Here is a 14,507-nt window from a genome sequence, read left to right as displayed (position 1 = left end):
AGATGCCTCTCGCGGGGGGACGTAAAACGCATCGAAAACCGGCCGCTCGGCTACGCCTCGGGCGTCCGGGTCGAAAGCTCCAGGGCGTGGATATCCGTCGTCATTGCGTCGCCGAGGGCATCGTAGACGAGTTCGTGCTGCTGGACGAGTGGCAGCCCCTCGAAGGCCGGCGAGACGACGGTCGCCTCCAAGTGGTCGTCGTCGTGTTTCCCGCGGGCGCGCCGCACGGTCGCGTCACACGCCTCGATCTCGTCTTCGATTTTCGCTTCGACTTCCTCGGGAGTCATATCCGGGGATGAGGCAGCCGCGGATAAAAGGCCAGCGTCCCCAACCGAGCGGCTTTACCGCGCCGATGCCGTCGATGGAGTATGAACAGCGTCGTCGTCCGCTACGGGGAGCTTGGCACGAAGAGCCCCTCCGTTCGCCGCCGGATGGAAGAGCAGCTCCGGGCGAACGTCGCCGCAGCGCTCGACGACCGCGGAATCTCCGGTCGCGTCGAGCGCACGGACGGACGCCTTATCATCCGGACAGCCGACGCCGGCGAGGCAGCCACGGCCGCCGCCGACCTCCCTGGCGTCGTCTCGGCCAGCCCCGCACGCGAGGTTGCCCCCGACGCCGATGCGATCTACGAGACGATGGTCGCGCTGGCGCGCGACCGCTCGTTCGACACCTACGCCGTGCGCGCGTCGCGGGCCCGCGACGACCACCCGTTCACCAGCCCACAGCTGGAGCGTGAGGGCGGCGCCGCAATCGGCGAGGCCGTCGCTGCCGGCGTCGACCTCGACGACCCGGACGTGACGTTCGAGGCCGACGTTCGGCCGAACACGGCCTACGTCTTCGCCGAACGGCTGGAGGGGCCCGGCGGCCTACCGGTCGGGACGCAGGCGCCGCTTGTCGCCCTGATTTCGGGCGGCATCGACTCGCCAGTGGCGGCCTTCGAACTCCTGCGACGTGGGGCGCCCGTCGTGCCCGTCTATGTCGATTTGGGCGATTACGGCGGTGTCGACCACCGTGCCCGTGCCATCGCGGCCTGCGAGCGGCTCGGCGAACGGGCCCCAAACCACGACCTACGGCCGTACGTCGTCGACGGCGGCGAGACGATTCGGCACCTCGTCGAGAGCGTCGAGCGGGGACGGATGCTCTCTGTTCGGCGGTACTTCTTCGCCGTCGCCGAAACCATCGCGGATATCGAGGACGCCGCCGGCATCGTCACCGGCGAGGCGCTCGGGCAGAAATCCAGCCAGACCGCGCGCAATCTCCAGGTGACGACCGCCGCCGTGGATATGCCCGTCCACCGGCCGCTCTTGACCGTCGACAAGCCAGAAATTACCAATCGGGCGCGAGGACTCGGTACCTACGAGGAAGCCGAAATCGAGGCCGGCTGCAATCGGCTCGTCCCGCCACAGCCCGAAACCGAAGGGCGGCTGGAGGGTCTTCTGAAAGTCGAACCCGACGACCTCTTTGAGCGAGCCGACGCCGACGGACGGGCGGCGACGCGCGTCGACCTGTAAGCTACGTCCAGCGGTCGAGGCCGGTCTGGACGACGGACTCCTCGATGCGCTCGAAGCCGCGTTCGACCTCCTCGGCGGGAATCTCCCACTCGTCAGTGACGTAGGCTTTCGCCGCATCGAGGTCGGGGTCGATGTCGGTGTCGTACTCGTAGTCGTCGGTGATGTCGGGGTCGAGGAACATCGCCCGGATGCGGTCGGCGTGCGGGATGGCCTCGTCACGGGCGTCCAGCACACCCCAGAGGTCGCCGTGTTCGTGGATGAGTTTCACCGCCGTCTTCGGGCCGATGCCGGAGATGCCGTCGTTGAAGTCGGTGCCCATTAGGATGGCGACGTCGACCAGTTCCTCCCACGTGAGGTCGTGTTTCTCAAGCGTCCGTTCGAAGTACATGCACTCGGGGTCGCCCTTGCTCGTCAGTTGCCGGAGCGTGCGGGGCGCACCGAGCAACAGCGTATCGTAATCCTCCGACCCGACGTAGTCGACGTCGCCGTACCTGGTCATGTGGGCGGCTTGGGCTTCCCCTTCCGCGGGCGCCTCGATGTACGGCACGTCGAGCAGTTCCAAGAGGTCACGCGTCGTCTCCTGGATGGTGTCGGTGAGTCGCTGTGTGCGGGACTCAAGCGTCGCGATTTCGGCGGCTTCGGCCTCCGATTCGCGGGCCTCCTCGAGCTCTGCCTGGTAGGCCTCGCGCTGCTCGCGGCGTTCCTCGACCTCCTCGGCTTTCAGTTCGGTCACACCGCCGTCGAAGATGAAGACTGGCGTGATCTCGTGTTCGAAGAACTTCGGCAAGCCCTGGACAACGCCGATGAGGTTGGCGACCTCTTCGCCCGCTTCGGTGGTGTACATCTCGCTGCGTGTGAACTTGACCGTCGTCGTGAGATAGCGGTACAGCCAGTTGTGGGCGTCGATGGCGACGACGGAGCCGGCCAACTCCTCAAACGGTTTCGGTTCGATGACCGCCAGCTGCCGAATGTCTGCGTTTCCCATTGGCGGCCCTTTGCCGTGCGGCTGCTTGAAACCCGCGGGGCGGCGCTACGTGCGGGCAGCGGGCGGCGCTTGCCCGCGTTTTCGCTCCAGAAACGACCGCTCTTCGGAGGTGAGGTCGCGCTCTCGATACCGGTCGAGGCCGGCCTGATACGTCTCCTGGGAGCGCGTTGCCGGGGAGTCGGCTGGCCGCTCCAATACCAATTCTGCGATGCCCGTCGTCTCGCCGGTGAACGAGAAGCCGGCACGATAGAGCGCCTCGTAAGCGAAGGGGTTGTTGACGGCGATGCGGACGCGCGCTACGTCGCGGGCCGCCGCTCGGTCGGTGACGAACGTACAGAGTCGGGGGCCGAGCCCGTCGCCGCGTCGGTCGTTTCGAACTGTCACGTATCGGAGCCACAGCGTGTCGGGGTCGGTGCGGTCGTAGTTGAACGCGACCGTGGCGAGAACGTCCTCGTCGTACTCCGATTCCTCGTCGGCGGTCGCCTCGTCGCGAATCACGGCCTTCCCCGTGTTCGACATCACGAACTTCCCGGCGTAGCTGAACCGCCGGTAATCAAGCCGGAGGGTTGGGCCGTCAGGCGGCCACCCGAGGAGGACGGCGTCCATACGTCCGATAGAGGGACAACGGTGTTATGCTCGGCGCTCGAGAAGCCGGTATGCGCTGGGACGTGCGGGCGTTCGATTATTTCGCCCCGTTGTACGACCGTCTGATGCCGCCGGCCGACGTGACGGCGCTCCGGAAGGGGCTCGCGTGTGCCGATAGAGACATCGACCGAATCGTCGAGGTGGGCGGCGGGTCGGGTCGCGCTGCCCGTGAAGTCGGCGCGACAGTCGTCGACCCAGCCCGTGGGATGCTTGAACGGGCTCGCGCGAGAGGGTTAGAGACGGTGCAGGGCGATGGGGAGGCGCTCCCGCTGGCCGACGAATCCGTCGATGCCGTGCTCATCGTCGACGCGCTGCATCATTTCAGCGACCAGGGAGCCGCGCTCGGTGAAATCGCCCGCGTGCTCGCTCCGGGCGGCGTACTCGTCATCCAGGAGTTCGACCGCTCGACCCGGCGGGGACGAGCGCTGGCGCTCGCCGAACGGGTCGTCGGCTTCGATTCGCGGTTCTACACCGCCGCGGAGCTACAGGAGGAAATCGAGCGTGCGGGGCTCGACGCCCGCCCCGTCGAATACGGGTTCAGCATGCTTCTTGCGGGCGTCAAAGAATAGGAGTCGGTTCGGTTATCGAAGCTGGAAGTAGAGGTAGCGCCACACCGAAAGGACGACAGCGCCGCCGACAAGCATGATGCCTGCGAACACGGGCGCGAACCCACGTTCCGGGACGGCAACGACGCGGACGACGAGGCCGATGATGGCTGCGGGCACCCACGACCGGATAGCGAGCGGTATCGAGGAGTTCGCCGCCGACCCACCGCCGGGCGAGTACGCGCCGATGAGCGGCGCGGCGATGAGCCATCCGAGGATGAACGGGCCAGCGGCGAAGAGGTATATTTCGGGATTCATCTGAATCTCGGTGATCGTCGAATGCTGGAGCGTTCCGGCCAGAAGGAACGCCAGTAGTGCAATGATGTCACCGACTGCGATGGGCCAGGTGCTCGCATCGAGTCGCTGTTCCATGAACGACTGAGTTGACATGGTCGGGAGTTCGACGGCGTCCCTTCAAGTCCTTGCGGATTCAGTCGGCGGCCACCGCGGCGTCGGCTTCCAGTCCGGAGCCGGCGGGCGGTCGGAGCACGAGTGCTGCCAGCCCCGCTGCGACGGCGAGCCCGCCACCGATGGCGAACGTCGGAATCCAGCCGAGTGTCGCGACGAGATAGCCCGCTGCCGTCCCGGCGAAGACGCCGCCGCCGACCTTCGCAGTGTAGAGGACGGCGTAGTTGCTCGAAGAGTTTTCAGAGCCGTAGTAATCCGCCATGAGAGAGGGGAAGTAGACGTACAGCGGCGAGGAGAAGAACATCGCCAGGAGCACCATGAGGACGAACACGAAGTCGGCGCTGATCTGTCCCGCGCCGATGAGCGCAAAGCGGAAAATCCCAGCGAGGACGAAGGAAACGGCCATCACCCGCTTGCGGGGGAAGCGGTCCGAGACCTCGCCGAGAATCATGCGTGAGACGCCCGCGGCCAGTGGCAGGAGCGTCGCGGCGATGGTCGCGATGATGGCCGCGAAGCCGACGTGTTCGGCGAAGCGGACGATGTTCGCGATGACGATGAGGTCGGCGCCAGCAGCGGCGATGAACATCGCATACAGCAGCCAGAACTGCCAGGTTTTGAGCATCTCACGCGTCGTGTACGCACGGCCGCGGACGGACGCTGCGAGCGAGTCGGTGTCGGTGTCCTCGTCGATACCGAGCCAGTCGTCTGGTGGGTCACGAAGGAGCACGGAGCCGACAAGAAGGATGGCGAGGATTGCGATACCGACGTTCCGGAGGACGTCGGCGTAGGCTGCGACGGTCGCGTTCGCCCGGACGTAGGGCACGACGAGGGCGCTACCGCCAGCAAAGGCCATCGTCCCGATACCGGTCGTCAGACCGGTTCGGTCGGGGAACCACTTGACAGCGGTGTTGACCGCGATGGTGTAGATGATGCCGACGCCGATAGAGCCGAGCGAGTAGAGGACGTACAACTGCCAGAGTTCAGTCGCGTACGCGAGGCCGATGTAGCCGCCCCCAGCGAGGAGTGCGGCAAGGAAGGTGAGCACGCCGGGGCCACGGCGGTCACGCCACCAGCCGGCTGGGAACTGTGAGAGCGACTGGAAGACGACGTAAAAAGAGAAGACCGCGCCGAGTGCTGGCAGCGCGATATCAAGGCGTTCGGCGAGCGGCCCTTCGATAGACGACCAGACGTACTGATACGGACTGACGGCCGCCATCATGCCTGCGGCGGCGACGATCTGCCACCACCGGGAGAACCCGAGCACGTCCTGCGCTCGGTCGGCGTACTCGATGGCCGAGGAATCGTCACTCATCGGCCATCGGTTATCGGGGCGGCGGCATAAGCGACCGGACTCAAGAATCAGCCAGCCGGCAACCACATACGATATGCACACTACGAATCCTGCTTCTGTTATCCAGAGGTTAGCAATCCTTCTGTTCCGATATCGTAGAATGGCTTTTAGAGACCCTCTTCGCCTCATTTGGCCGGCGTCATATTTTTATAAGTTATAGAAATTATTTCTGTGAGCATCTCAATGCCTACTGATTCCCCGTCAATACTCTATCAGTACTTATTGGAAAACACTTATATGAGTATCCCTCATAGAAAGTAATGTATTATGGCAGGTTATTACGACATCGTCCTCGGCCTCATTCCCCTTTCACTCGCCGGACTGACCGCGTTGCTCCTCTTCGCGGGAATGTCGTTATCAACTGCCGTGCCCCTGGCCTCCGTCGTCTCGATCGGCCTCATGGGTCACGCAATGTTCGTCAACGCGCCGCTCGGCCCCCAGCCCGCCGAGGCCGCCGCGCCGAACTCGAACGACGTTGTCTCCGCCGAATAACTCGCCGGCAGACATAGCCACTTTACCCTGCCGCGCGAACGCCGTTTCATGACTGATGTCCTGTTCCTGCGAAGTGACGAACTCGCCAACCTGGCGACGCCCGAAGAATACGTCGACGCCGTCCGTGCTGGCTACGAGAGCCACGGCAACGACGGCTCGGCAGAACCACGAACCAAACTCGTCAGCGGTGACCCGCCGGGGATGTGTACCGGCTATCTCGCCATCCTCCCCGAAGTGGGCGCCATGGGCGGCTACATGTACTCCGCGGGCTTCGGCGCTGAAGACGCCCAGTTTGCGCTCCCGCTTTTCGACGCCGAATCCGGCCGGATGATGGCACTACTCGACGGGGCATCGATGAACCCGTTCAAGACCGGCGCTACCGGTGCCATCGGCGTCGACGCCCTCGCCCGTGAGGACGCAACGAAATGTGCAATCATCGGCTCTGGCGCGCAAGCGCGCGGCCAACTGAAAGCCACCGCCACGGTTCGGGATTTCGAGACGGTCTCCGTTTTCTCGCCGACACCCGAGAGCCGGCAGTCCTTCGCCGAGGAGTTCGACGCCCGGCTCGATGCGGATGTCTCGGCCGCCGATTCCGCTGCCGCCGCCATCTCCGATGCCGACGTGGTCATCACGGCGACGAAAGCCTCCGATCCTGTCTTCCACAGCGACGACCTGCCGGACGGCGCCCACGTCACCGCGATGGGGCAGTACGACCGCGGCAAACAGGAGATCGACGCCGAAACCGTCGCCCGGTCGACGTACGTGCCCGACCTCCGTGCTCGGGCCTTCCAGGATGCGGGGGCGTTCCTCGCTGCCCGTGACGCCGGCGTGGTCGACGACGACCACATCCACGCCGAACTCGGCGAGGTTGTCGCAGGCGAACGACCGGGCCGGACGAGCGATGACGAGGTGACCGTCTTCGATAGCGGTGGCACGGGCATCGAGACCGTCGCGGCCGCGATGATGCTCTACGAGAAGGCCGAAGCGCAGGGCCTCGGCCGAACCATCGATTTCATGCCGGCCAGCGAAGCCCTGACCGGCGAATAATCAGGCCGATTCACGAACCGTTTGAACGACATCGAGGTTCGCATCGAGCGACACCCGGAGTTGCCCGTCGTCGGCATAGAACGCCTCGGCGGGCGGGAGCCGTTCCGTCGACATACCGGCCACGCAGAATGGGTATGGGATAAGTCCCGACTACAGATACGGGGCGACGCCGAGGGCTTCGGCGATGGCGACACCGGCGATGAGGGTTCCGACCAGATAACCGGCTATTGCACCGCCGTTGAGCAACGGCAAGCCGGCGTGGGCACGCCCCTTCAGCACCATCCACATGAGTCCGAGCAGGCCCAGGAGCGTCCCGACCATCGCGCCGAGTGCCGGGACGGTGAGCGCGATACCAGGGACATCGAGCAGTGCAGTATTCCCTGGCCTGAAGAACGCGGCCGAAGCGACGAGAATCGTCGGGATAACGGCGTCGCCGAGCCCGATGAAGAACGCATCGCGGTCGAGTGCGTCGGGGGGCGTCTCCTCCTCCTCATCATCATCTTCACCTTCGGTTTCGGCCTCCTCGGCCGATTCATCTTCGATGGTCTCCGGGCCCTCCTCTTCGAGGAAGGAGTACGACAGCGAGAGTGGGACGACGAGGACGACGGGCAGACGGAGACTCATCACGCCCGAGGCCAGCGTGAGCATGTGTTCGGTGCCGTACACCGAGATGGCGTCGTACACGGCGAGGATGACGAGCAGGACGAGTGCAGGCAGCAACCCGAAACTGATGCCGAACAGGCCTGCAGCGCCGGCTCCCATCACGATACCGGCGGTGTCGATGACGTACCACTCAGGATAGGCGAGCAGCCCCACGCCGAGCAGGAGCGCGAAGCCGACGGCGAGGGCGTTGACGTTCGCGATGGTGATGACCGCCGGCACGACGACCGAGAAGACGTAGAACGCGATGAACACGGACGCAAAGATGATGAGCCCCTGCAGCAGCTCGTCGACGCCGAGTTTGATCGCGGCGAGCATCACGACCGTCGCGATGAGAATCGCGCCGATATACAGCAGGCTGTTGGTGGGGTCAGCGGGGTCTTCGACGGTCTGATAGCCCGCTTCCATGAACGGCTCGACCAGGGCAAGCGCACCGAGTTGTACCAGTAGAAAAAGCCCGACAGTGGCGGCGACAGCGACGTAGGCCCGCTTCATAGCCTATCGTCCGCGGGGAGTCGTTTGGGCGTTGCGGTCTCAGTCGGCGTACAGCTTCTCGCCGAGCAGCGATGGGAGGGAGACACCCTCGTCGGGCGAGACGGCTACGTACGGACGGTCGACGGGCCCGAAAACGTCGACGACGCGGCCGATGGTGTCGAGGTTCTGGTCGACGACTTCGGCGCCGACATCGGGATGTTCCTCGCCGGGACACCGGATGACAGCAAGCCCCTGTGCCGTGCGGACGACCTCGCCGATGCGCTTCATTCTCGGAGGGCCGAGACGTACGCGGCGACGGCACCCAGCAGGTCGGATTTTGTCGCATCGTCGGCGCCTTTCACGAGGACGCGCCCCCGTGGTTCGTACTCGCGGGGATACGTCTTGTCGCGCTCGATGACGGCGTCGTAGCCGACCTGCTGTACCGCACTTGCGATCTCGTCGACGGTGGGCTCCGGCACAGCGAGGTCGTCGGGGACGCGTCGCCCCTCGCTGCGGGAGCAGTTGGCGTCGAGATAGGCGGGCCAGATGACGTTCTCGACCATATCGAGCGTGGGCGACGGCGGGGTAAAAAGAGGGCGGTTGCGGGACGAACGCCGGGTTACAGGCGGCGGGCGAGCAGTGCAGCGCCGAGTAACGCGCTGATAGCGACGGCAGGGCCGAACCCGGCACCGTCGTCCTCAGTGGCTGTCTTCTCGGATTCGAGTTCGGCGTCGGCGAACGCCGCGGCGATATCTTCGAGGGCGAGCGCGATTCGCGGGCCTGGCTGGCTGATGTAGTTACCGTTCACCGCGACGACCTGGTCGTTCTGGACGGCGAACGTCGACTCGTAGGCCGCCGTGTTCGGAACGCCGCCCGTTCCGCTCGAGACGATGATGACCTCGGGATTCCACTCGACGAGCGCCTCGTCGTTGATGGCCTGGTAGCTCTGGACGCCGTTTTCGGCGGGCACGTTCGTGCCGCCGGCGGTCGTGATGAGCTCGTTGATGAACGTCCCGGAGCCGGCCGTGAAGTTGTCAGTGAAGTACATCGCACGCGGTGATTCGTACTCGCCGGTCTGGTTCCGGACGGCATCGATGCGGTTCCAGTACTCCTCGTTCGTCGCCTCGGCGGCGTCACAGCTGCCGATGAGACGGCCAGTCAGCGCGGTCTTGTCTGCGATGAACTGCAGCGAGGTGCCGAAGCCGAATTTGAACACGGTCTGGTTGGCTTCTCGCAGGCTGTTCACCGTCTCGTCAGGGACGACGTTCGGCGCGAGCACGATATCGGCGCTGAGATTGACGACGGCCTCCTGGTTCACGCTGAACTGGTCGTCGTTGAGGGCGGGCTCTTTCGATTCGATGCCGTCGAGATACGCGGTGAACGGGTTCACCGGCGCGCCGACGACGCGATCCTGGGCGCCGAGCTCCCAGACGGTCTGGGCTGCACTCGGCTGGAGGACGACGATGCTGTCGGGGCGCTCCTCGACGGTCACGTTCTGTCCGGTCGCGTCCTCGGTCGTGAACGGGAACGTGCAATCGGTCTGGGTGGCCGACGTGCTCGCACTCGCGGCCGCGACCGGCGCGGTCGCAGCGAGCGAAACGAAGAGCAACACAGCCAGTGCCACGGTTGCGTAGCGTTTTGTCATCCTCCGTACAGAGAAACGAGGACAATAAGTATTTGACTAAAGCAATCCTGGTTTCACGTATGGTTCTTCGGCGGACGATGGCGTGGGTGGGCGGCCTGAGCGGCCTGCTCGTCGCCACCGTACTCACGAGTGCGACCATCGGCTACGCCGATATCGGCCCGCTCACCGCCGCGTACGTCATCCTCAACGGCGTTTCGGTGCCAGCTGTCGCCGCCTCGGGTGTCTCCTGGACACAGCCGTTCGCCTTCGACGTCGCACCGAAAACCGGGCTTATCATCCGACAGTTACGGCTCCCCCGGATTCTCCTCGGCGCAATCGTCGGCTTCGCCCTCGCGCTTGCCGGAACGGTGATGCAGGGGTTCTTCCGCAATCCGATGGCTGACCCCTCCATCATCGGCGTCTCGACCGGTGCGGCGACCGGCGCAGTCGCGTATCTCGTGTTCGGCGCCGCGCTCCCGGTCGGGGTCGTATTCGGCGTGCTCCCGACACCGCTCTCGGCCGCCCTCTCGGGGTGGGGGCTCTCCGTGGCGGCGTTCCTGGGTGCACTGGTGGCCGGCTTCGGCGTGTACCTCATCGCCACCGACGGCGACCGGACGCCCGTTGCGACGCTGTTGCTCGCGGGTGTCGCCATCCAGACGTTCCTGGGTGCGGTCATCTCGTATATGCTGTTGCACGCTGGCGATGGCCTCGAGGAAGCCATCTACTGGCTGATGGGGCACCTCCAGCAGAGCACGTGGGGTCGCATCCGTCTCGCGCTGCCGGTCGTCGTCGTGTTCTTTGTGCTGTTGTTGGCGTATGCCCGGGATTTGAACGTCCTGCTGCTTGGCGAGGAAGACGCTCACACGCTCGGTATCGACGTTGAGCACACGAAGCGCGTTCTCCTCGCGGCGTCGAGCATCGTCACAGCGGCCGCAGTCGCCGTCTCCGGCGTTATCGGGTTCGTCGGCCTCATCGTCCCGCACGTGATGCGGCTGCTCGTCGGGCCCGACCATCGAATTTTGCTGCCGACGAGTGCGCTCGCGGGCGCGATCTTCCTCGTCGCGACGGATACTGTCGCCCGGATGGGCCCCGGTGAGATGCCGGTCGGAATCGTCACCGCGGCGCTCGGAGCGCCGTTCTTCCTGTTCTTACTGCGGCGGCGGGAGGTGCACGCGCTGTGATACACGTCGACGGCGTTGGCGTCGAACTCGGCGGCACGACGGTTCTCGAAGACGCCACGCTCGATGTCGAGAAAGGCGAGTTTCTCGCACTCGTGGGGCCGAACGGGGCCGGCAAGACGACGCTGCTCCGGACGTGTAACGGGCTGGTGACGCCCGATACCGGCCGCGTAACCGTCGCCGGCGAAGACGTGGCGACGCTTTCGGCCAAGGCGCTCGGTAGCCGCGTCGCGACGGTGCCGCAGGAGACGGCGTTCGCCTTCGAGTTCGACGTCGAAGACGTCGTCGCGATGGGGCGAACACCCCATCGCGGCCGGTTCGAGCCGAGCGACAGCGCCGACCGCGAAGCCGTCCGGGCGGCGCTCGAACGCACCGACACGGCACGGTTCGCCGATCGGTCGGTAGATTCGTTGAGTGGTGGTGAGCGCCAGCGCGTCGTCATCGCGCGGGCGCTGGCACAGGAGACGCCCGCGCTGTTGCTTGACGAACCCACGGCCAGTCTCGATATCAACCACCAGATACGGACGCTGTCGCTGGCCCGAGAACTGGCCGCGGAGGGGAAAGCGATGATTGCGGCTATTCACGACCTGGGGCTCGCCGCACGGTTCTGTGACACCATCGCCGTCCTCTCGGGGGGCCGAATACTCGCGGCCGGCGACCCCGAATCGGTTCTGACGGCCGAAACCGTCGAATCCGCCTTCGACGTACGCGTCGCGGTGTCGACGAATCCGGTGACTGGCACCCGGACTGTGACGCCGCTCTCGGACGTTCCACCGGATGGCCGACGCGTCCACGTCCTCGGCGGCGACGAGCGAACGGCCCGTGTCATCGGCCGACTGGTCGAGGCTGGTATCGAAGTCACGGCGGGTGTGTTACCGGCGGGCGACGCCGCCCTCCCGACGGCGCAGGCGCTCGCAAGCGACATCGTGACGGCGCCCGCCTTCGAGCCCATTCCAGAGAACCGACTGGCAGCGGCCGCATCGCTCGTCGAAGCCGCGGACGCGACGGTCGTCGCTGCCCCCCTTGACGAGGCGAACGCGACGCTCGTAGAACGGAGCCAACGAGCGTTCGCGCTGGCGGGAGTCGATGGCCACCAGAACGTGACCACCATCCCGGAGCGAGAACTACTCTCGGCGCTCGAACCCGAGGAGCAGTCGGCTCACGCCTCGAGTACGCGGTCGTAGAAGATATCGACGAGACTGGCAGTGACCATCACCGGCAGCAAAAGCGACAGAGCGACGACGAGCGCCAGTGTCGCCGCTTGTGGGTCTGTCGGCGGCCACACGAGCGGCCACACCGCGGCCAGTTGTGTCCGGAACCAGACGATAGTCACAGCAAACGCCAAGAGCCCGGCACCGATGCGTGCGGCGTCGCGTCGGCGGTCGACCGGCCGGAGGGTGGCTAACTCGTCCATACACGCGGTCAGGAGTGGAGATACCTACCAGTTTTGTTGGCGGTTGGTTCCGCCGACCGGTAGTGTTATGTGTTACCACAACTCACTAACCCGAACGGAGGGAGTATTCCGATGGCCACCAGCCCCGACTGGACGCACCCCGCCGACGAGCGCATCCTGTCGTATCTCGATGACCATCCGCCGGATTACATCCCGCTCATCGCGAACCGGCTCGGAATGCATCTCGGCTACGTCGAGCGACGGGTCGACACGCTGGTCAAACACGAGCTGGTCGAACCGGTCACTGGCGAAGAAATTTACGCGGTCACCGAACGGGGAGAACAGTATCTTACCGATGACGCCGCCGCCATTCTCGCAGACAGCGATGACTGATTAGTTCTGTCGCGTCGATCGGGCCTCTCGTACCTCTGCGCCGTCCCGGAGCTTATCTTCGCAGTTCGGGCACACACGGACGGTCGACATCTCCTGCGGCGCGAAAACACGGACGTAGTTCTCCGTCACGAACGACTCGCAGTTGCGACAGTGTGGCATATGTAACACGGCCAATACCTACCCACAAATACCTTTCCCCTAACGGCCGAAAAGTACGTCCTTAGCGTCTCGGCGGGTCGCTTAGAAGGACAACACGTTGCCACATTCGTTGCAGTCGAACTCGAAGCTGTTGTCGTCAGTCAACGAGAGGCCGTGGCCCGTCTCCTCGCCGCACTCGCTGCAGTGAAGCACCGATTCGATTTCCTCCCAGTCGTGTTTCGACGCGGGCGCGCCGAAGGCGAAACCGACGATCGGCTCGTCGTTGTCCGCATCGTTCGACCCTTCCTGATACTGTCCGGGCGGGAAGCGAATGACCTCACCGGCGCCGACGCTGACCGTCTCGGTGGCGCCCGAATCCGGTTCGTCAGCGACCTCGAACGTCGCTTCCCCCGACTGGACGTAGAAGACCTCCTCCTGGTCGTGGTGTGTATGGAGGCCCCCGGAGAACGATTCACCGGGCTCGAGCTCGAAGTAGTTCATCGCGAAATGTTCGGTGCCCAGCGCGTCCGAAACCGGCCGGCGGACACTGTGCACGCCGAGTGGGCTCAGTTCGATATCGACCTCGTCGATGGCAACTTTTCGCATATCACAGCCATCCGGCCCAGCATGAACAGTGTCCCGGTTCGGTCACGAAATTCCGAGCCGACCCAAACGATTACCCCCGTCGGGGCGATACAGGGGGTACGAACACCCAATGCGATATTTCGACCTCGTACTGACGTCGGAACACAACGGGATACACCCGGTCGACGCCGAGATAGCCGCGTTGAGCGGGGTCGAACGCGACGCACTGCTGCACATCGATTCTTTCGGCGACGGAACGGGCGTGCTGCTGTACCGCCTCACCGGCGACCGCGACAGCGTCATCGACGCCATCGACGCCCACGATGCCGTCATCAGCTACGACGTCCTCGACGTCGAAGCCGAGAACACGTTCCACCTCTACTTACACGTTCTGCCTGGCGAGCCGGCCGGGACGCTGATGGCGCTTTGTTATGAGTTCGCGCTCATCATCGACACGCCGATCGAGTTCACCGACCGCGGCGGCATCCTCGCCACTATTGTCGGCACCCACGACATGCTTCGAGAGGCTCTGATGGCCGTTCCCGACGATATCAACATCTCGATCCAGCAGGTCGGCCAATACTCGCCGGGGACGCGCGACATGCTGTCGATGCTGACCGAACGGCAGCGCGAAGTGTTCGAAACCGCTGTCGAGAGGGGATACTACGACATCCCCCGGCAGGTGAACCAAAGCGAGCTCGCCGACGCGCTCGAATGTGCACCCTCGACCATCGACGAACACCTCAGAAAGGCCGAATCGAAGATGCTGTCCGCGCTGCTCCGGTCGACGGGTGCCGAAGGCTGAAGATCGCTTTGTCTGCGCCAAAAATAGCAGTCAGGAAACTCCACTATCACGAACCCACTGATTGCAGTTCGTTGTATGTCTGTATCAGCCCTTGTGTAACTGCAGTCCCGTTTCAAGCCGTTTTCGGCAGTGTAGAAAACGAACGCGTGGCCGGACGCAGCGTCGGGGGCGTCGGACGAAATGTGAAAAGGAAGATACGAAGCCGGTGGAGGG

At 64.7% G+C, this 14,507-nt stretch carries 20 protein-coding genes; 8 read left to right on the top strand and 12 right to left on the bottom strand.

The features are described from left to right. Window positions 1-50: 50 nt before the first annotated feature. Window positions 51-287 carry a BolA family protein gene (locus ACI8UR_RS01525; protein ID WP_411716268.1) on the bottom strand — a complete coding sequence of 79 codons (237 nt, stop codon included), beginning with the start codon at window positions 285-287 and terminating at the stop codon, window positions 51-53. Window positions 288-368: 81 nt separating this feature from the next. Here ACI8UR_RS01525 and ACI8UR_RS01520 point away from each other — a divergent pair, with 81 nt between their 5' ends. Next, a complete protein-coding gene (locus ACI8UR_RS01520) occupies window positions 369-1,511 on the top strand; it encodes a tRNA sulfurtransferase (RefSeq protein ID WP_415087481.1) in 1,143 nt (380 codons plus the stop codon). A 1-nt stretch (window position 1,512) separates the two neighbouring features. Here ACI8UR_RS01520 and fen read toward each other — a convergent pair whose 3' ends face one another. Both fen and ACI8UR_RS01510 read right to left on the bottom strand, forming a co-directional pair. Next, complete coding sequence (gene fen, locus ACI8UR_RS01515) at window positions 1,513-2,496, bottom strand: flap endonuclease-1 (RefSeq protein ID WP_411716320.1); 984 nt, start codon at window positions 2,494-2,496, stop codon at window positions 1,513-1,515. A 45-nt stretch (window positions 2,497-2,541) separates the two neighbouring features. After that, complete coding sequence (locus ACI8UR_RS01510; protein ID WP_411716321.1) at window positions 2,542-3,102, bottom strand: GNAT family N-acetyltransferase; 561 nt, start codon at window positions 3,100-3,102, stop codon at window positions 2,542-2,544. 50 nt (window positions 3,103-3,152) lie between these two features. On the opposite strand from ACI8UR_RS01510, the gene ACI8UR_RS01505 reads away from it, so the two are divergent. After that, the gene (locus tag ACI8UR_RS01505) at window positions 3,153-3,710 is read left to right on the top strand and encodes a class I SAM-dependent methyltransferase (protein ID WP_411716322.1); all 558 of its coding nucleotides are present in this window, start codon (window positions 3,153-3,155) and stop codon (window positions 3,708-3,710) included. Window positions 3,711-3,722: 12 nt separating this feature from the next. On the opposite strand, the gene ACI8UR_RS01500 is transcribed toward ACI8UR_RS01505, so the two are convergent. Both ACI8UR_RS01500 and ACI8UR_RS01495 read right to left on the bottom strand, forming a co-directional pair. Continuing rightward, entirely contained in the window at window positions 3,723-4,136 is a 414-nt protein-coding gene (locus tag ACI8UR_RS01500; RefSeq protein WP_415087480.1) for a DUF3054 domain-containing protein, read from the bottom strand. A gap of 40 nt (window positions 4,137-4,176) precedes the next feature. After that, entirely contained in the window at window positions 4,177-5,466 is a 1,290-nt protein-coding gene (locus tag ACI8UR_RS01495) for an OFA family MFS transporter (RefSeq protein ID WP_415087479.1), read from the bottom strand. A 306-nt stretch (window positions 5,467-5,772) separates the two neighbouring features. Here ACI8UR_RS01495 and ACI8UR_RS01490 point away from each other — a divergent pair, with 306 nt between their 5' ends. Further along, window positions 5,773-5,997 carry a hypothetical protein gene (locus ACI8UR_RS01490; protein ID WP_411716421.1) on the top strand — a complete coding sequence of 75 codons (225 nt, stop codon included), beginning with the start codon at window positions 5,773-5,775 and terminating at the stop codon, window positions 5,995-5,997. A gap of 48 nt (window positions 5,998-6,045) precedes the next feature. Beyond that, window positions 6,046-7,044 carry an ornithine cyclodeaminase family protein gene (locus ACI8UR_RS01485; RefSeq protein WP_411716422.1) on the top strand — a complete coding sequence of 333 codons (999 nt, stop codon included), beginning with the start codon at window positions 6,046-6,048 and terminating at the stop codon, window positions 7,042-7,044. A 150-nt stretch (window positions 7,045-7,194) separates the two neighbouring features. Here ACI8UR_RS01485 and ACI8UR_RS01480 read toward each other — a convergent pair whose 3' ends face one another. From ACI8UR_RS01480 to ACI8UR_RS01465, 4 genes are read right to left on the bottom strand one after another with little or no spacing between them, the layout of a single operon-like run. After that, entirely contained in the window at window positions 7,195-8,199 is a 1,005-nt protein-coding gene (locus tag ACI8UR_RS01480) for a presenilin family intramembrane aspartyl protease PSH (RefSeq protein ID WP_415087478.1), read from the bottom strand. Between the two features lie 39 nt (window positions 8,200-8,238). Continuing rightward, entirely contained in the window at window positions 8,239-8,466 is a 228-nt protein-coding gene (locus tag ACI8UR_RS01475; protein WP_411716206.1) for an H/ACA ribonucleoprotein complex subunit GAR1, read from the bottom strand. Next, window positions 8,463-8,741 (bottom strand): signal recognition particle subunit SRP19, encoded by a 279-nt coding sequence (gene srp19, locus ACI8UR_RS01470; protein WP_411716205.1) that lies wholly within the window; start codon window positions 8,739-8,741, stop codon window positions 8,463-8,465. Before srp19 ends, ACI8UR_RS01475 begins: the two co-directional genes overlap by 4 nt. 56 nt (window positions 8,742-8,797) lie before the next feature. Next, window positions 8,798-9,823: a PGF-CTERM-anchored ABC transporter substrate-binding protein gene (locus tag ACI8UR_RS01465; protein ID WP_411716204.1), complete on the bottom strand. Its 1,026-nt coding sequence runs from the start codon at window positions 9,821-9,823 to the stop codon at window positions 8,798-8,800. A gap of 59 nt (window positions 9,824-9,882) precedes the next feature. Between ACI8UR_RS01465 and btuC the strand changes: the two genes are divergently transcribed. Together btuC and ACI8UR_RS01455 are read left to right on the top strand one after the other, a co-directional pair. After that, window positions 9,883-10,983 (top strand): vitamin B12 ABC transporter permease BtuC, encoded by a 1,101-nt coding sequence (btuC, locus tag ACI8UR_RS01460; RefSeq protein WP_411716203.1) that lies wholly within the window; start codon window positions 9,883-9,885, stop codon window positions 10,981-10,983. After that, entirely contained in the window at window positions 10,980-12,164 is a 1,185-nt protein-coding gene (locus ACI8UR_RS01455) for a heme ABC transporter ATP-binding protein (protein WP_411716202.1), read from the top strand. Before btuC ends, ACI8UR_RS01455 begins: the two co-directional genes overlap by 4 nt. On the opposite strand, the gene ACI8UR_RS01450 is transcribed toward ACI8UR_RS01455, so the two are convergent. Beyond that, window positions 12,140-12,394, bottom strand: coding sequence for a hypothetical protein (locus ACI8UR_RS01450; protein WP_411716201.1), 255 nt, complete (start codon window positions 12,392-12,394; stop codon window positions 12,140-12,142). The two genes, ACI8UR_RS01455 and ACI8UR_RS01450, sit on opposite strands and share 25 nt — an antisense overlap. 111 nt (window positions 12,395-12,505) lie before the next feature. Between ACI8UR_RS01450 and ACI8UR_RS01445 the strand changes: the two genes are divergently transcribed. Continuing rightward, entirely contained in the window at window positions 12,506-12,766 is a 261-nt protein-coding gene (locus tag ACI8UR_RS01445) for a MarR family transcriptional regulator (protein ID WP_411716200.1), read from the top strand. On the opposite strand, the gene ACI8UR_RS01440 is transcribed toward ACI8UR_RS01445, so the two are convergent. Then, window positions 12,767-12,925, bottom strand: coding sequence for a hypothetical protein (locus ACI8UR_RS01440; RefSeq protein ID WP_415087477.1), 159 nt, complete (start codon window positions 12,923-12,925; stop codon window positions 12,767-12,769). It lies immediately after the preceding gene. 81 nt (window positions 12,926-13,006) lie between these two features. After that, window positions 13,007-13,510, bottom strand: coding sequence for a cupin domain-containing protein (locus tag ACI8UR_RS01435; protein WP_415087476.1), 504 nt, complete (start codon window positions 13,508-13,510; stop codon window positions 13,007-13,009). A 109-nt stretch (window positions 13,511-13,619) separates the two neighbouring features. Here ACI8UR_RS01435 and ACI8UR_RS01430 point away from each other — a divergent pair, with 109 nt between their 5' ends. After that, the gene (locus ACI8UR_RS01430) at window positions 13,620-14,294 is read left to right on the top strand and encodes a helix-turn-helix domain-containing protein (RefSeq protein ID WP_415087475.1); all 675 of its coding nucleotides are present in this window, start codon (window positions 13,620-13,622) and stop codon (window positions 14,292-14,294) included. The last annotated feature ends 213 nt before the right edge of the window (window positions 14,295-14,507 follow it).

This window comes from Natronomonas sp. (genome assembly GCF_047616845.1).
Lineage (GTDB): Archaea > Halobacteriota > Halobacteria > Halobacteriales > Haloarculaceae > Natronomonas.
The sequence above is the reverse complement of the archived record's forward strand: the minus strand, read 5'-3'. Positions and strand labels throughout refer to the sequence as shown.

Excerpts from the sequence above, each read along its gene's own strand:
- ACI8UR_RS01430 (WP_415087475.1), top strand. The coding sequence starts at position 13,620 with ATGCGATATTTCGACCTCGTACTGACGTCGGAACACAACGGGATACAC.
- ACI8UR_RS01450 (WP_411716201.1), bottom strand. The coding sequence starts at position 12,394 with ATGGACGAGTTAGCCACCCTCCGGCCGGTCGACCGCCGACGCGACGCC.
- ACI8UR_RS01475 (WP_411716206.1), bottom strand. The coding sequence starts at position 8,466 with ATGAAGCGCATCGGCGAGGTCGTCCGCACGGCACAGGGGCTTGCTGTC.
- ACI8UR_RS01440 (WP_415087477.1), bottom strand. The coding sequence starts at position 12,925 with ATGCCACACTGTCGCAACTGCGAGTCGTTCGTGACGGAGAACTACGTC.
- ACI8UR_RS01505 (WP_411716322.1), top strand. The coding sequence starts at position 3,153 with ATGCGCTGGGACGTGCGGGCGTTCGATTATTTCGCCCCGTTGTACGAC.
- ACI8UR_RS01480 (WP_415087478.1), bottom strand. The coding sequence starts at position 8,199 with ATGAAGCGGGCCTACGTCGCTGTCGCCGCCACTGTCGGGCTTTTTCTA.
- btuC (WP_411716203.1), top strand. The coding sequence starts at position 9,883 with ATGGTTCTTCGGCGGACGATGGCGTGGGTGGGCGGCCTGAGCGGCCTG.
- fen (WP_411716320.1), bottom strand. The coding sequence starts at position 2,496 with ATGGGAAACGCAGACATTCGGCAGCTGGCGGTCATCGAACCGAAACCG.
- ACI8UR_RS01465 (WP_411716204.1), bottom strand. The coding sequence starts at position 9,823 with ATGACAAAACGCTACGCAACCGTGGCACTGGCTGTGTTGCTCTTCGTT.
- ACI8UR_RS01485 (WP_411716422.1), top strand. The coding sequence starts at position 6,046 with ATGACTGATGTCCTGTTCCTGCGAAGTGACGAACTCGCCAACCTGGCG.
- ACI8UR_RS01435 (WP_415087476.1), bottom strand. The coding sequence starts at position 13,510 with ATGCGAAAAGTTGCCATCGACGAGGTCGATATCGAACTGAGCCCACTC.
- ACI8UR_RS01495 (WP_415087479.1), bottom strand. The coding sequence starts at position 5,466 with ATGAGTGACGATTCCTCGGCCATCGAGTACGCCGACCGAGCGCAGGAC.
- srp19 (WP_411716205.1), bottom strand. The coding sequence starts at position 8,741 with ATGGTCGAGAACGTCATCTGGCCCGCCTATCTCGACGCCAACTGCTCC.
- ACI8UR_RS01520 (WP_415087481.1), top strand. The coding sequence starts at position 369 with ATGAACAGCGTCGTCGTCCGCTACGGGGAGCTTGGCACGAAGAGCCCC.
- ACI8UR_RS01525 (WP_411716268.1), bottom strand. The coding sequence starts at position 287 with ATGACTCCCGAGGAAGTCGAAGCGAAAATCGAAGACGAGATCGAGGCG.
- ACI8UR_RS01500 (WP_415087480.1), bottom strand. The coding sequence starts at position 4,136 with ATGTCAACTCAGTCGTTCATGGAACAGCGACTCGATGCGAGCACCTGG.
- ACI8UR_RS01510 (WP_411716321.1), bottom strand. The coding sequence starts at position 3,102 with ATGGACGCCGTCCTCCTCGGGTGGCCGCCTGACGGCCCAACCCTCCGG.
- ACI8UR_RS01490 (WP_411716421.1), top strand. The coding sequence starts at position 5,773 with ATGGCAGGTTATTACGACATCGTCCTCGGCCTCATTCCCCTTTCACTC.
- ACI8UR_RS01445 (WP_411716200.1), top strand. The coding sequence starts at position 12,506 with ATGGCCACCAGCCCCGACTGGACGCACCCCGCCGACGAGCGCATCCTG.